The organism is Actinomadura sp. 6N118, from assembly GCF_044326415.1.
Taxonomy (GTDB): domain Bacteria; phylum Actinomycetota; class Actinomycetes; order Streptosporangiales; family Streptosporangiaceae; genus Spirillospora.
Genome location: NZ_JBIRAZ010000003.1, coordinates 350,843 through 365,244, shown reverse-complemented (window position 1 = coordinate 365,244; position 14,402 = coordinate 350,843). Strand labels below are relative to the sequence as shown.

The 14,402-nt window shown below is 70.9% G+C and carries 11 protein-coding genes; 6 read left to right on the top strand and 5 right to left on the bottom strand.

From position 1 onward, the window contains the following. Positions 1 to 9: 9 nt before the first annotated feature. Positions 10 to 1,143, bottom strand: coding sequence for a winged helix DNA-binding domain-containing protein (locus ACH34W_RS09515; protein ID WP_395960385.1), 1,134 nt, complete (start codon positions 1,141 to 1,143; stop codon positions 10 to 12). Between the two features lie 21 nt (positions 1,144 to 1,164). After that, entirely contained in the window at positions 1,165 to 2,043 is an 879-nt protein-coding gene (locus ACH34W_RS09510) for an alpha/beta fold hydrolase (RefSeq protein WP_395960384.1), read from the bottom strand. 116 nt (positions 2,044 to 2,159) lie between these two features. Here ACH34W_RS09510 and ACH34W_RS09505 point away from each other — a divergent pair, with 116 nt between their 5' ends. Next, entirely contained in the window at positions 2,160 to 5,318 is a 3,159-nt protein-coding gene (locus tag ACH34W_RS09505) for a BTAD domain-containing putative transcriptional regulator (RefSeq protein ID WP_395960383.1), read from the top strand. A 79-nt stretch (positions 5,319 to 5,397) separates the two neighbouring features. Beyond that, positions 5,398 to 7,377, top strand: a complete 1,980-nt coding sequence (locus ACH34W_RS09500) for a hypothetical protein (RefSeq protein ID WP_395960382.1) — start codon at positions 5,398 to 5,400, stop codon at positions 7,375 to 7,377. A 50-nt stretch (positions 7,378 to 7,427) separates the two neighbouring features. On the opposite strand, the gene ACH34W_RS09495 is transcribed toward ACH34W_RS09500, so the two are convergent. Together ACH34W_RS09495 and ACH34W_RS09490 are read right to left on the bottom strand one after the other, a co-directional pair. Further along, positions 7,428 to 7,820, bottom strand: a complete 393-nt coding sequence (locus ACH34W_RS09495; RefSeq protein ID WP_395960381.1) for a nuclear transport factor 2 family protein — start codon at positions 7,818 to 7,820, stop codon at positions 7,428 to 7,430. 86 nt (positions 7,821 to 7,906) lie between these two features. Then, the gene (locus tag ACH34W_RS09490; protein WP_395960380.1) at positions 7,907 to 8,857 is read right to left on the bottom strand and encodes a LysR family transcriptional regulator; all 951 of its coding nucleotides are present in this window, start codon (positions 8,855 to 8,857) and stop codon (positions 7,907 to 7,909) included. A gap of 135 nt (positions 8,858 to 8,992) precedes the next feature. Between ACH34W_RS09490 and ACH34W_RS09485 the strand changes: the two genes are divergently transcribed. From ACH34W_RS09485 to ACH34W_RS09470, 4 genes are read left to right on the top strand one after another with little or no spacing between them, the layout of a single operon-like run. Further along, positions 8,993 to 9,688: a type 1 glutamine amidotransferase domain-containing protein gene (locus ACH34W_RS09485; protein ID WP_395960379.1), complete on the top strand. Its 696-nt coding sequence runs from the start codon at positions 8,993 to 8,995 to the stop codon at positions 9,686 to 9,688. 3 nt (positions 9,689 to 9,691) lie between these two features. Beyond that, complete coding sequence (locus ACH34W_RS09480; RefSeq protein ID WP_395960378.1) at positions 9,692 to 10,240, top strand: TetR/AcrR family transcriptional regulator; 549 nt, start codon at positions 9,692 to 9,694, stop codon at positions 10,238 to 10,240. Between the two features lie 44 nt (positions 10,241 to 10,284). Then, complete coding sequence (locus ACH34W_RS09475) at positions 10,285 to 11,289, top strand: NADP-dependent oxidoreductase (RefSeq protein WP_395960377.1); 1,005 nt, start codon at positions 10,285 to 10,287, stop codon at positions 11,287 to 11,289. A gap of 23 nt (positions 11,290 to 11,312) precedes the next feature. Then, on the top strand, positions 11,313 to 12,140 hold the full coding sequence (locus ACH34W_RS09470) for an aldo/keto reductase (protein ID WP_395960376.1): 828 nt from the start codon (positions 11,313 to 11,315) through the stop codon (positions 12,138 to 12,140). Between the two features lie 4 nt (positions 12,141 to 12,144). Here ACH34W_RS09470 and ACH34W_RS09465 read toward each other — a convergent pair whose 3' ends face one another. Further along, on the bottom strand, positions 12,145 to 14,298 hold the full coding sequence (locus tag ACH34W_RS09465) for a glycoside hydrolase family 15 protein (RefSeq protein ID WP_395960375.1): 2,154 nt from the start codon (positions 14,296 to 14,298) through the stop codon (positions 12,145 to 12,147). Between the last annotated feature and the right edge of the window lie 104 nt (positions 14,299 to 14,402).

Genomic DNA, 14,402 nt, shown 5'->3' with positions numbered 1-14,402 from the left:
GCGGAGGGTTCAGACGCGCTCGTGCACGACCTGGACGTCCTTCATCGCACGGACCTCCCCGATCGCCTCGGCCTCGCGTTCGGCCTCGGCGCGCTCGGTCCGGGTGAGGTCGCGGAATGTGGCGATCGTGAGGGTGAGCCTGGTGCCGGTCGTGCGGGGCCGCCAGATCCCGGCTATCTCGCCTCGGGCGAGCACGGCGCCCGGCGATCCGGCGGGCTTCCATAGCAGCGAGCGGTGGGCCCGTTCAGGCATGAGGAGTTGCTTGTCCCAAGCGCGCAGCAGGACGTCGCTGGGCGGCAGCAGCCGGAGGTGCTCGGGGGTCGGGGCCGTCCGGAGGGCCTCGGCGTCCGCTTCCAGGATCCACGCCTTGCGGCCGTCGACCTTCAGCGGTACGAGCTCGTCGGTGATCTGGTCCCACAACCCGCGGACCGGGCCGGGGCGTGACCCGATCCAGTCGGCCAGACCGGCCGGGGCGGTCGGGCCCAGCCGCCGGACGAAGCGCCGCACGAGCTCGCGCCGCGCCTCGTCCGGGTCGGGCTCGGGCACCGCCTCGCCGATGGGCCGGAAGACGACCCCCTTTGTGGCGGGCTCGATGACGAGGTCCGCGCGGACAGCTGCCAGCCGGAAGAGGAGATCGTGAACGTGGTGGACGCCGCACCCTCCGCACCACGGCGCCAGCACCCGGGGCAGGTGCTTCGTCACCGCTCCCGAAAGGTCCCCCTTCGGCGTCGGACCGGTCACGATCTCCCGCATGTGCCCGGCGATGAGGTCGATGGCGTCGTCGGGCTCCATGCTTGCGGCTTCGAGCTCCTGCCCGTACGCGAGCAGCCTGCCCATCGCGTCGGCGTGGTCGGCGGGACGGAGCCCCGCCGCCAGGAGCCCAAGGTCCTCTTTCCGGTGCAGATGCGCCGCGCCCCGTACTGACCAGAGGTAGACCAGCGGCCCGTCCGGCCACAGCGCCGCCCGCAGCCGGTCTGGATCTTGCACGCCGGTCCGGGCACGCAGGGCCAGGAGTGCGGATCCGGGCGGGGGGTCCTGCAGCCCGATCTCCAGCGCGCCGAGGGCCTCCGGCACCGATTTCCGGGCATCGAGGTCATGCTGCAGAACGCGGTAGGCGAAAACCTGCGACCGGTCGACGTCCATGCCGGTGGTCTACCCGGATGCCTAGCGGGTGAGCAATGACCGCAGCGCCTTGACCACCTGGGCGGGAGCCTCCTCGGGCATGAAGTGGCCGGAGTCCACCGTGATGTGTTCCAGGTCCGGGGCCCAGGCCCGCCAGCGGGCGGCGGCGTCGAAGCCGAGCGCGGCGCCCCAGTCCTGCTGCAGGACCGTGACCGGCATGCGCAGCCGGTTACCTGCCTGGCGGTCGGCCTCGTCGTGCTCGACGTCGGCGAACGCGGAGGCCCGGTAGTCGGCGACGATGGACGGGACCGCCTCCCGGGAGGCCTTCAGGTAGGCGGCGCGCACGTCGGCCGGGATCGCCTCGGGAGCCCTGGTCCAGAGATCCAGGAAGTGGCCGAAGAACGCGTCCGGGCTGGCCCCGATCAGCTGCTCAGGCAGGCCGGGCGGCTGGGCCATCAGGTACAGATGGAAGCCGACCGCGGCCGACGTTCCCCGCATCACGTCCCACATGTCGAGGGTGGGCAGCACGTCGAGCGACGCCAGGTGGGTGATCGCGTCGGGGTGGTCGAGTCCAGCGCGGATGGCGACCAGCGCCCCCCGGTCGTGCCCGGCCAGCGCGAACCGGTCGTGACCGAGCGCCCGGGCGAGCGCGACGATGTCGGCCGCCATGGTGCGCTTGGAGTAGGTCTGGCCGTCGGCCTCGGCGGGCTTATCGCTGTCGCCGTAGCCACGCAGGTCAGGGCAGATGACGGTGTGGTCGGTGGCCAGATCGGCGGCGACGTGCCGCCACATCAGATGCGTCTGCGGGAAGCCGTGCAGCAGGACGATCGGGCTGCCTGAGCCGCCGACGGCGGCGTTGAGCGCCACTCCGTCGGCGACGGGCACGCGCCGGTAGTCGAATCCGCTGATTTCGGTTGCCATGTCGAATCTCCAATCGAGTGATACGGGATGAAGGATTCCTGCGGCCGATCAGCACTGGATCAGCATCGGATCAGCGCTGACTGAGCGGCTGAGGCAGGCGGCGATACCGTGGACGCGTGTCTGAGGTGACCTTCGGGGTGCTGGGGCCGCTGGAGGCGGTGCGAGAGGGCGACCCGGTCGATCTGAAGGGGCCGCGGCACCGGGCCGTGCTGGCCAGGCTGCTGGTGGCGGGAGGCCGGGTCGTTCCGGTGTCCAGGTTGATCGATGATCTCTGGGTAGACCCGCCGGAAGGGGCTCTCGGCGCCGTGCAGACCTTCGTCGCCGCGCTGCGGAGGGCGCTGGAGCCAGAGCGGCCCCCCAGGACGCCCGCCCGGGTGCTGGTGACCCTGGCGCCGGGTTACGCGCTCCGGCCAGGGCCGGGCGCGGTGGACGCGTGGCGCTTCGAGGCCGCTGTGGAAGAGGCTGCGGAGCTACCGGCCGCCGACGCGTTTGAGCGGCTGAACGCCGCGCTGGGGATGTGGCGTGGCCCGGCGTACGCGGAGTTCGCCGAGGAGGGCTGGGCGCGAGGGGAGGCGGTCCGGCTGGACGAGCTGCGTCTCCTCGCCGTGGAGAGACGTGCCGAGGCCGCGCTCGTGCTGGGGCAGGCGGGCGCGTCCATCCCCGATCTGGAACACCACGTCGAGGGTCATCCGTGGCGAGAGGACGGCTGGCGCCTGCTCGCGCTGGCCCTCTACCAGGCAGGGCGGCAGGCAGACGCGCTGGCTGCCCTCCGCCGGGCCAAGAAGCTTCTCAGCACGGAGCTCGGGCTTGATCCGGGTGAGGGCCTCCGGCGGCTGGAGACCGACATCCTGGCTCAAGCACCCCATCTCTTGGCGGAGGGCGAATCCCGCTCCGCTGTGCGGATCAGGCCTGGCACGCCGCCCCCGCCGACCGGGCAGGCGTTCGTCGGGCGTACGTCGGAGCTCGCGGACCTGGAGAGGGCCGCCGACACGGTGATCGCGTCCGGACGGCCCGTTCTGGCGCTCGTGTCCGGCGACGCGGGTGCAGGCAAGACCGCGCTGGCCGAGGCGCTGAGTGCCCGGCTTGCGGCGAGAGACTGGACTGTGGCGTGGGGCGCCAGTCCGGAACTCGATGGAGCGCCCGCCGCCTGGCCGTGGACCCAGATCGCCGCAGGCCTCGTCTCGGCCGGTCACCCACCACTCCCCAGTTTGGAAGCTCAGCCGGGCGATCCCGTAGAGGCGAGGTTCCGCAGGCACCGGGCCATCGGCGCCTACTTGGCGGAGGTGGCGGCTCGCACGCCCGTCCTCCTCGTTCTCGACGACCTGCACTGGGCGGCCGAGGAAACCCTGGCCCTGCTGACCGCGCTGGCCACCGACGCGGGCGCCGGTCCGGTGCTCATCGTCGGTACGTACCGTTCCACCGAGATCTCACCGGCCCTGACCGAGGCCCTCGGCCGCGCGGCCCGCACCGAGCCCGCCCGTGTCTACCTCGGCGGCCTGGCGGAGCGGGAGGTGGCGGAGCTGGCGCGGTCCAGCACGGATCGGGAGGTGGACGCGGACACCGCACGCCTGATCCACCGGCGCAGCGCGGGCAACCCGTTCTTCGTACGCGAGCTCATCCGGCTCCTGGAAACCGAGGGCGGCCTCCACGCCGTGCCGGCCGGTGTCCGCGACGTCATCCGCCAGCGCCTGGCGCGGCTCCCAGAGGGTGCGCGGACGGTCCTCCGGCAGGCGGCGGTGATCGGGCACGATGTAGACCTGAACGTGCTGATCTTGCTGGCCGAAGACGAGGACGGTGTGCTCGACGCGGCGGAAGCCGCCATCGTGACCGGTTTCGTGACCGAGCCCGGTCTCGACAACCTCCGCTTCACCCACGCCCTGGTCCGCGAGGTGCTGTACGAGGACGTCACGCGCGTACGGCGGGCTCGCTGGCACGCGCGGGTCGCCGAGATCCTCGAACGGTCCAGCCCGGATCAGGTGGAAGCGATCGCCCACCACCTCGTCCGCGCGAGTAGCCGAGCCAGCGCCGCCCGCACCGCTCGCTACGCCCGCGCGGCGGCCGAACGAGCCGAACGGCGCGTTGCTCCGCACGAGGCCGCTCGCTGGTGGCGCGAGGCGATCGGCGCCATGGAAGAGGTATCCGGGGCGGACTCCAGGGCGCGCCTGGAAGCCGTCATGGGCCTGGTGAAGGCCCTCGCGGTGACCGGCGACCTCGACGGCGCCCGCCGGCACCGGGCCGAGGCGATCACCGAGGCCGAGAAGCTCGGCGACCCGCTGCTCACCGCCCGGCTGATCGGTGCGTTCGACGTCCCCGCGAACTGGACGACCATCGACGATCCCGTCGGCGCAGCGCACGTCGTCGCCGCGGCGGAACGTGCGCTGGCCGCTCTGCCCGCGCACCACGAGGTGGAACGCGCACGTCTTCTCGGCACGATCGCCCTCGAACTCCGCGCCGACTCCGGCGCACGAGGTGGCGAGGCGGCCCGCGAGGCCGCGGTGATCGCCCGCCGCCTCGGCGACCCGGCCGTACTCGCCTTCGCCCTCAACGCCCTCTACATGCAGTCCTTCGGGCGCGCCGGGCTCGCTCCGGAACGCGCCCACATCGGCGCCGAGCTGGTCGAGCTCTCGGCCCGGCACGGACTGGTGACATCCGAAGTCCTCGGGCACCTGATTCTCGTCCAGTCCCATGCGGCGCTCGGCGACCTGCCCGCCGCGGATGAGCACGCCGCCGCGGCCGACAGGCTCGCCGAACGCTACGAACTCCCGCTCGTCGGCGTCTTCACCGAGTGGTACGCGGCGCTCCGGCTCGCCGTGACGGGCCGTCCGGACGAAGCGGAGCCGGCGTATCGCCGGGCCGCCACCCGCCTCGCAGGCACCGGGATGCGAGGCGTGGAGGACGGCATCCTCCCACTGGCGCTGCTCTCCCTGCGGCTCCAAGCCGGGCGGCCCTTCACCGACCTCGCGGGCATGGACTTCGGCCCGTACGAGCCCTGGGCACGCCCGCTGATCCTGAACGCCGAAGGCAAACACCAGGAAGCGAAGGAAGCGGCGCGGGCAATCCCGGAATCCCCGCACGACCTGCTGTTCGAGGCGCGGACCTGCCTGCACGTCCGGGCCCTGATGGAGCTCGGTGGTGACCGGACGACGCTGGACAAGCTTCATTCCGACCTGCTGCCCGCCGCAGATGAGCTCGCCGGAGCGGGCTCGGGCATGCTCACACTGGGCCCGGTATCGGATTACCTAAACGAGCTCACCGCCCCACTACACATGGAGTGACCTGCGGCGCAACGGCGCCCGCCAAAGTCTGCCTTGCAGGCCAATTGAACGGCTTCTCCCGAGTCTGCATGATCTCGGCATGACACGGCTGCTCGCGGCCATGGCCGCCCCGCTCCTGCTGGTGACACTGCTGGGTGTTCCTCCACTGGCCGCGCACGCCGCCGCGACGACCGGCTCGCCCGGTGGGTGCGATCCGATCGCTCCGGCCGAGTGCCTCTTGCCGTTCCCTAACGACTGGTACACCCGGGCCGACAGCACGAGCGGCACCGGCCGCCGCGTGGCGTTCGGCCGTGACGTCCTCCCGCGACCCATCCTCGGCGGTCCGGTCGATCCCGCTCCCTGGAACCGCGCTGACGGGTTCTCGCCCGGCTCGGCTCTCATCACGCAGATACCCGGCGTCGACCTGACCGAGACGGGCGCCGCGCCGGTCACCGACATCGGGCGGTCGCTGCGCGCCGACGCACCCATCGTGATCCTTGACGCGAAGACCGGCGAGAGATGGCCCCACTGGGCGGAACTCGACGCCAACGCGCCGCAGGCGGACCGCAAGGCGCTGCTGATCCGCCCTGCTCGCAACTTCCTCGACGGGCACCGCTACATCGTGGCGCTGCGTGGCCTCAAGGACTCCACGGGCCGGGCGATCCCGCCGTCCGGCTCGTTCGCGAAGGTCGCCGGGCCGGACCTCCCGGTGAAAGATCCGCTGTACAAACGGCAGCGGCAGCTCAAGCCCGCGCTCTCCCGCCTTGCCGAGGCCGGAATCGACCGGGGCTCACTCACCCTGGCGTGGGACTTCACCGTCGCCAGCACCCGCAGCCTGACAGGTGACATCCACGCCATCCGGGACGACGCGTTCCGGCGGCTCGGGGATCGTGCCCCCGGACTCCTCGTCACCAAGGTCACGGACCTCACGCCCGAGACCGACTCGCGCATCGCCCGTGAGGTCGAGGGTGTCATCGCCGTCCCCAGCTATCTCGACACTCCAGGCGGTCTCCCGGGCTCCAAGTTCCACCGGGACGCGAACGGGAAGCCGAGGCGCCTGCTCGCCAACACCCAGGCAGCGGCCTTCCGGTGCGAGATCCCGCGCCGCGCGTTCACCGAGCCCTCCAGCCCGGCCCTTTACGGGCATGGTCTGCTCGGCAGCCGCAACGAGGTCGGCGGGGGCAACGTCAAGGCGATGGCCGCCGAGCACAACTTCACCTTCTGTGCCACCGACTGGATCGGCATGGCACAGGAGGACGTCCCGAACGTCATCTCCGCGCTCCTGGACCCCAACCGCTTCGCCACCATCCCTGAACGGACGCAGCAGGGCATGCTCAACGCGCTCTTCCTAGGGCGCAGCCTCATTCATACCAAGGGCCTGGTCGCCCACAAGGCGTTCCGCACACCGGACGGCCAGCCGCTCATCGACCCCGGTCACGGGCTCGTGTTCGACGGCAACAGCCAGGGCGGCATCCTCGGCGGCGCGCTCGTCGCGGTCTCCGATGACATCAAGCGCGGCGTCCTCGGCGTGACCGCGATGAACTACAGCCTGCTGCTCAACCGGAGCTCCGACTTCCCCACGTACGGGCGGATCCTGGACGTGTCCCAGCCCGACAAGCTCCGGCAGCAGATTCTCCTAGGGCTGTTCCAGATGCTCTGGGACCGAGGAGAGACCAACGGCTACGCAAACCACCTCACCGACCGGCATCAGGTGCTCATGCACATCGCCTACGGCGACCACCAGGTGGCCAACGTCGCCTCCGACGTGCAGGCAAGAACGATCGGCGCTCGCCTGGTCGAGCCCGCCCTGGCACCGGGACGCAGCCTCGACCGCGTTCCCTACTGGGGCATCGCACCGGCAGGAAGGCTGCCCTACAGCGGCTCGGCAATGGTCGTCTGGGACAGCGGCACGCCTTCGCCGCCCATCACCAACACCCCACCGACAGAGGGTGAGGACCCCCACTCGGACCCGCGCAACATGCCGAACGCGCGACAGCAGAAGGCGGTCTTCCTACGCACAGGTCAGGTCATCGACGTATGCGAAGGAGCGCCCTGCAAGGCGAACCCCAGCCAGCGGTAGGGGACGTCAGGCCAGGCTGGCCGTGCTTGATCAGGTCAGGCCATGCTTGATCAGGCCACACCGGCCTCGCGCTTGATGTCGTCGAACTGTGCCGTCATCGCGTCGGCGAGGGCGTTGGCGGCGGTCAGCGGGCGGACCATCACGCAGAAGCGGTCGATGAGCCCGTTCTCGTCCAGGTGCAGGAAGTCGCACCCGTGCACCTCGCGGCCGTTGACCGTCGCCTTGAAGACCAGGTGGACGTCACGGCCGCCGGGGGCGTGGATCTCGTTGACGTAGTGGAGGCCGTCGAAGACCCGCATGACCCCGCGCAGGATCGCGGCGACCAGATCTCGGCCGACATACGGCTTGAACGCGACGGGGCTCAGGAACTCGACGTCCTCGGCCAGCAGGAGCGGAAGGCCGTCGACATCGCGCTTTTCCACGGCCGCGCGGAACGGGTGCATCGGGCCTCCTAGTCATATTATTGAATAGGTAAGGATGCTAGTCCGAGCGCCCGGAGCTTGTCCAGCTCTCACCACAACGTCCCAGGTCACCACGATCGCCCGGCTTGGAGCAGGTGATCCCGGACCATCGTCACGTGCGGGTTGTCCGCCGCCCCCGCGCGCCAGGCCAGGAAGCTCGTGTTGATCGGCGGATCGGCGGGCTCCAGCAGCGGCACCGCTGCCCCGGAGGCGAGCTCGTCCAGGCACAGGTAGCGGGGGAGCACGGCGAACCCGGCCCCGGCGACGACGGCCGCGAGAACGCCGCGCAGGTCGGGGATCACCACGGCTGCGGGCCCGTTCAGGCGGGTGCCGAACACGTGCCGCCAGTAACGCCGTGCGATCGGCAGGTCCTCGGCGTAGGTGATGAGCGGTACGTCGCACAGCGCCGCAGGCCCCGCGCTCTCCACGCGGCCCGGCCCGACCCGTTCGGCCCAGACGGGTGCGGCGACGAGGACGAACTCCTCATCGGCCAGCGGCGCGGCGCCGAGCGCGCGGCCGCGTGGCCGGACGGTCGACACGGCGAGATCGAACCGGCCCGCGCGCAGGCCCGCGAGCAGGTCGTCGGCCAGCCCGGTGGTGATCCGGAGCCGCAGGCCGTCGCTCACCAGCGGGGCCAGCGACGGCAGCGCCCGCGTGCAGAGCAGCTCCGCCGGCCCCGCCAGATGGACCGGCTCGGCGGGCGTGTCGGCGCTCGCGGTGTCCCCGCCGCCCGCCACCACGGTGAGGGCGTCCAGCGGTCCGGCGATCTGCGCGGCGAGCTGGTCGGCCATCGCGGTCGGGGCGACGCCGCGCGGGAGGCGCTCGAAGAGCTGCCGTCCGAGTTGCCGTTCAAGCGCCCGCATCTGGGCGGTGACGGTCGGCTGGGACAGTCCGAGCAGATGGGCTGCAGCGGTGAACGACCCGGCCCGATGGACGGCGAGGAACGTCCTGAGCTGGTTCAGGTCAAGCGGGCCAGCCGGATGGAGGTCGACCAACTCATCAGAATTCCTATGGGACATGATGAAGAGTTTATTTGTGGACGTATGGAGGCGCCCCTAGGGTCGAAGACATCGCCGATCTGACGATCTGAGCACAGAACGTCAGATCGTCCCTTCCGGGGCGCACGGCCCCGAGAACTCAACGGAGAGCTGACGATGTCTAAGATCCTTTTTGTGGTGACCGGCGCGGACCGCTGGACACTGGCGGACGGCACCGGGCACCCGACCGGCTTCTGGGCCGAGGAGCTCGTGGCGCCCTACCGCGCGTTCAGCCAGGCGGGCCACGAGATCGTCGTGGCGACGCCGGGCGGTGTGATCCCCACCGTCGACCAGGGCAGCCTGGCGGCCGGCGTGAACGGCGGCCAGGACGCGGCCGACGCGCTCGTCGCCGAACTGGAGGCGATCAAGGCCCTCAAGAACCCGATCAAGATCGAGGAGGCCGATCCCGCCGACTACGCCGCGGTCTTCTACCCCGGCGGCCACGGCCCCATGGAGGACCTCGCGGTCAACGCCGAGTCCGGCCGCCTGCTCACCGCCGCACTCGACTCCGGCAAGCCGCTCGGCGTCGTGTGCCACGGGCCCGCCGCGCTGCTCGCCGCCGAGCGCGCCGACGGCACCTCGGCCTTCGCGGGCTACCGGCTGACCGGTTTCACCAATGCCGAGGAGACCCAGGCGGGCTTCGCCGACAAGGCCAAGTGGCTCCTCCAGGACCGGCTCACCGCCCTCGGCGCCGACTTCCAGGCGGGCGAGCCGTGGACGCCCCATGTGGTCGTCGACCGCAACCTCCACACCGGGCAGAACCCCGCCTCGTCCGCGCCGCTCGCCGCCGAGATGCTCAAGGCGCTGGGCTGAGCCGTGGCCCGCGACCGGCTGTCCGAGGTCCTGGACGCCACCTACACCTGCCTGAGGCTGCACGGTGTACGGCGCACGACCATGGATGACATCGCCCGTGAAGCGGGTATCTCCCGGTCAGCGGTCTATCAGTACGTCCGGAGCAAGGACGACGCCTTCCGCAAGCTCGCCGGGCGCCTGCACGACAACGCGCTCGAGCGGGCCCGGGGGGCGGCGTCCGCCGACGCGCCGCCCGCCGACCGGGTGCGCGGGGTGCTCGGCGCCAAGCTCGACCTCGTGGGGCAGCTGAAGGGGGAGTCACCGCACGCCGCGGAGCTGCTGGACCAGAAGATCCGGTTGTTCGCGGACATCTGCGCGCGGTTCGTCGCCGAGCTCAAGTCCCTGCTGGCGGGTGTGTTCGCCGAGGCGGGCGTGATCGGCTCGGTCACCCCGGCGCAGGCCGCCGACATCTGCATAGCCCTCGTCATGGGCCTGGAGGCGCTGCCGGACGGCACCCGCCTCCTCCAGCCCGCGTCGGACGCCTTGATCAGCGGCCTGCTGGCCGACCGGTGAGCCGTCCGGGGCGGTCCGCATCGATCTTTCTTGGAGGTTCCGCCATGCCTGTCACGAGCAGGGAGGTCCATCTGGTCGCCCGGCCCGAAGGGGAGCCCGAGCCGTCGGACTTCGCCCTCGTCGAGACGACCGTGCCGGATCCGGGGCAGGACCAGATCCTCGTACGCAACGAGTGGATCTCGGTCGACCCGTACATGCGCGGCCGGATGAAGGATGTGGAGTCCTACATCCCGCCGTTCGGGCTGAACGAGGTCATGACCGGCGGGGCGGTCGGCACCGTGGTCGATTCCAACCTGGACGGCGTGCCGGCCGGCACGACCGTGCGGCACTTCCTCGGCTGGCGCGAGCACGCGCTGCTGGACCCGGGTTCCTTCGAGATCGTGGACACCTCGGTCGCCCCGGCCCAGGCGTATCTCGGCGTCCTCGGCCTGACCGGCCTGACCGCCTACGCCGGTCTCAAGCGGATCGCGCCGGTGGCCAAGGGCGAGGTGGTCTTCGTCTCCGGCGCGGCCGGAGCGGTCGGCAGCACCGCTGCCCAGCTCGCCAAGAGCCTGGGCGCCGCAAGGGTGATCGGCTCTGCCGGCGGGCCCGTGAAGACCAAGCGGATCGTCGAGGACTTCGGCTACGACGCCGCCGTGGATTACAAGGCGGGTGATATCGAAGGGCAGCTGAGGGCAGCGGCGCCCGATGGCATCGACGTCTACTTCGACAACGTCGGCGGCGAGCACCTGCGCGCGGCGCTGGCCGTTCTCCGGCCCCACGGCCGGGTCGCGATGTCCGGCGCGATCTCCCAGTACAACGCCACCGAGCCCGTACCCGGGCCGGACAACCTCTTCCTGGCCATCGGCAAGCGGCTCACGCTGCGCGGCTTCATCGCGGGCGACCACGTGGACCTGGCTCCCGAGTACGCCCGGCTGGCCTCGGTGCTGCTCCGCGAGGGCAGGCTGCGCAGCGAGGAGACCGTCATCGAAGGAATCGAGAACGCCGTGGAGGCCTTCCTGGGCCTGCTCCGCGGCGTCAACACCGGCAAGATGCTCGTTCGACTCTGACTCGTTCGACTCTGAGAGGCGAAATGCAGAACATCACACTCAACAACGGTGTCGTGATGCCGCAGGTCGGCTTCGGCGTCTGGCAGGTGCCCGACGACGAGGCGTACGCAGCCGTCACCGAGGCGTTCGACGCCGGCTACCGCAGCATCGACACGGCCCGGATCTACGAGAACGAGGAAGGCGTCGGCCGTGCCATCGCCGACTCGGGCCTGCCGCGTGAAGAAATGTTCATCACAACCAAGCTCTGGAACACCGACCACGCCCGCGACGACGCGCTCCGCGCGTTCGACGCGAGCCTGTCCCGCCTCGGCCTGGAGTACGTGGACCTCTATCTGATGCACTGGCCGATGCCGGGCGTGAACAAGTACGTCGAAGCCTGGCAGGCGATGGAGGAGATCTACGCCGACGGCCGCGCCAAGGCGATCGGCGCGTCCAACTTCACCGCCGAGACCCTGACCCGGCTCATTAAGGAGACCGGCACCGTCCCGGCGGTCAACCAGATCGAACTCCATCCGTACCTCGCCCAGGCGGAGATGCGCGTGTTCCACGCCGAGCACGGCATCGCCACCGAGGCCTGGAGCCCGCTCGGCCAGGGCAAGGGCCTGCTCGGCGACCCGGCCCTGACGCCGATCGCCGAGAAGCTCGGCAAGTCCCCGGCCCAGGTGGTGCTGCGCTGGCACCTGCAGAGGGGCAACATCGTGATCCCGAAGTCGGTGACCCCCGCCCGCATCAAGGAGAACATCGACGTGTTCAACTTCGAGCTGGACGCCGCCGACATGAGGCGGATCGACGCCCTGGACAAGGGGAAGCGCTTCGGCCCCGACCCTGCCACGTTCAACTGGATGGGTTGAGCGGCTATCTGAGGTAACGGTCGGCCACCACCGAGGGCGTCTCGACGGGACGTCCGGCGGTGATGGATTGCGCGAGGCGCACGTACTGTCCCTGGGCCCAGGCGAGGGGAGCGGCGGAGCCGGTCGGCTTGCCGAAGATGAACCCGAACTGGTCGGCCCGGTCCCACGCCTGTTCAGGGATGAGATAACCCTGGTCGGCCGAGTCGGCCATGGCCTGGAGATGCGAGGTCGCCGGACGTCCGGCGACGAGCTCGTATTCGCCTCGTTCTCCCGAGAGGAGGGGCCATACGCGGCCGGTCAGACGGCCGTGGTTCGCAGGCCAGCCCGTGCCGTCGTCCTGGCTCTCGCCGTATGAGTCGTGGTTGTAGCGATGCCAGTAGACGGCACCGCCGGGCGTCGTCACCGAGTCCACGCTGTCGAGCTCCGGCAGCGAGGCGGTGACCTTGGGGTGGGACGCCGGGCGGATGCCGAGCCGGACCAGGTCGAGGAATCCGCCGTCGACGATGTCGCGCTCCCACCACGTGCCGTCGTGGAACGTGCGGGCGTGGGTGTCGTTCGGATCGGTGCCGTGCTCGATGCGTTCGTAGTACTGGTGGTCGCCGAAAGACCCGGTGGTGGTGAACGTCCAGCCGTCGAGGTCGTTGCGCCAGGAGTCCGCCGTCGACTCGTACCGGGCGGCCCTCGCGGTGTCGCCGTTGCGGCGCGCGATGTCGGCGGCGCAGACCAGCCCGGCGATCTCGGCGGCGACGGTCGAGGGCGAGATGCCGTCCTGCTCCTCCCAGCGTTCGCCGGGGGTGCGCGGCCCGATCTCGGCGATGTGGTCGGCGGTGAGCTTGATCTTGTTCCAGTCGGCGGCGCCGGTGAGCCCGGTCTGCCAGGCGAGCACGATCGCGAAGGCGTCCTGGTCGAGTTGCTCGCAGCAGCCGAGCTGCTGCGGAGTCGCGCCGCCGGCCCCGCTGACCGGCGAATAGCGCGGGAACGAGCCGGGGCCGTACCAGACGCCGTCACCCTGGGTCCACGCGGTGATCTGCTGCCGGTCCCACAGCCAGCGGGCCATGCGCGTGGCCTGGGCGGCATCTCCGGCTGCCAGCAGCGCGGTCGCCTGCTGGTAGAGGTCGCGGCCCCAGACCCGGTGGTAGCCGTCGTTCAGGGCGTCGCCGTTGACGTAGTCGCCCCACGGAGTGGAGAGCGACGCCACGTTCGCGCCACGGAACGTCTTGTCCTCGGCGGCGTGCAGGCCCATGACGCTCACGTTGTACGTGCGGCGGCGCTTGGTGTCACCCGAGACGCTCGCGGGCACCGGCTTCGCCAGGCCGTCGAGGTAGCCGTGCCAGCCCGTCCGGTATGCGGTCTCCGTGGCGGCGAATCCGGCGTTGAGCGATGCGGTGGCACTGGCCGTGGCGGCGGCACGGTCGGGACCGAACCCCAGCGCGAGGGTGAACGTGCTGTCGCCGCTGACCGGGATCTGCGCGGTCTGGACGATGTTGCCGCCGCTCGTCGCGTCGTACTCCGCGGTGAGCCGCTTGTTGGCCTGCAGGTCGCGATAGCCGTCACTGGCCGTGGCGCTGTAACCCGTCGACCGCCGGGTGAATCCCGCCGAGGATTTCAGCGCCGAGGCGACCGTGCCGCCGAAGACCGGTTGCGGGTCGCTCGCCACCAGGGCGCCGTTCGCGGCGTCCCAGGCTCCGGTGTCGCTGCCGCCGCCACCGGCCAGCGACGGGTTGTAGAGCACGTACAGCTGGTACGAGCCGCCGTCGAGCGACTGGAAGCGGGTCCTGACGAGCAGGGTGGAACGCGCGGGATCGGTCACGTAGGTGCTGGTGATCCGGTAGCGGCCGCTGCGCGCCGTGTTGGTCACCGTGTACTCCAGCGCCTTCTCATCCGGCATCGACACCGTGTGCGTGGTGGCGTCGCGTTCGAGATCGGCGAAGGACGAGCCGTCCGTCACCACGTACTGCATGTCCTGCACGTTGGCGACATCGGCGCGCGGATAGAACACCTCCGACGTGACCCCTTTGGCGACGGTGTACCAGACCTTCGAACCGGCCGCGGTCGCCGTGCCCAGGGCGGACTTGTCGCCGGTGGTCCACGACGAGCCGCCGCCGGGCGCCCCCGGCGCCTCCGGAGCAGCGGCCCACGCGGACGAAGGTGTGAGCATAGGCAAGATCAGAATCAGCGCCATCATCACCCGCATGCTTGGAGCCTCCTACAGCGGGCGGCCCCTTTCCAGAGGGACGGGGGACCCCAGATCGAGGGCGGGGG

Coding starts and splice junctions, on each gene's coding strand:
- ACH34W_RS09515 (WP_395960385.1), bottom strand. CDS start 1,143: ATGGACGTCGACCGGTCGCAGGTTTTCGCCTACCGCGTTCTGCAGCAT.
- ACH34W_RS09510 (WP_395960384.1), bottom strand. CDS start 2,043: ATGGCAACCGAAATCAGCGGATTCGACTACCGGCGCGTGCCCGTCGCC.
- ACH34W_RS09500 (WP_395960382.1), top strand. CDS start 5,398: ATGACACGGCTGCTCGCGGCCATGGCCGCCCCGCTCCTGCTGGTGACA.
- ACH34W_RS09495 (WP_395960381.1), bottom strand. CDS start 7,820: ATGCACCCGTTCCGCGCGGCCGTGGAAAAGCGCGATGTCGACGGCCTT.
- ACH34W_RS09490 (WP_395960380.1), bottom strand. CDS start 8,857: ATGTCCCATAGGAATTCTGATGAGTTGGTCGACCTCCATCCGGCTGGC.
- ACH34W_RS09485 (WP_395960379.1), top strand. CDS start 8,993: ATGTCTAAGATCCTTTTTGTGGTGACCGGCGCGGACCGCTGGACACTG.
- ACH34W_RS09475 (WP_395960377.1), top strand. CDS start 10,285: ATGCCTGTCACGAGCAGGGAGGTCCATCTGGTCGCCCGGCCCGAAGGG.
- ACH34W_RS09470 (WP_395960376.1), top strand. CDS start 11,313: ATGCAGAACATCACACTCAACAACGGTGTCGTGATGCCGCAGGTCGGC.
- ACH34W_RS09465 (WP_395960375.1), bottom strand. CDS start 14,298: ATGCTCACACCTTCGTCCGCGTGGGCCGCTGCTCCGGAGGCGCCGGGG.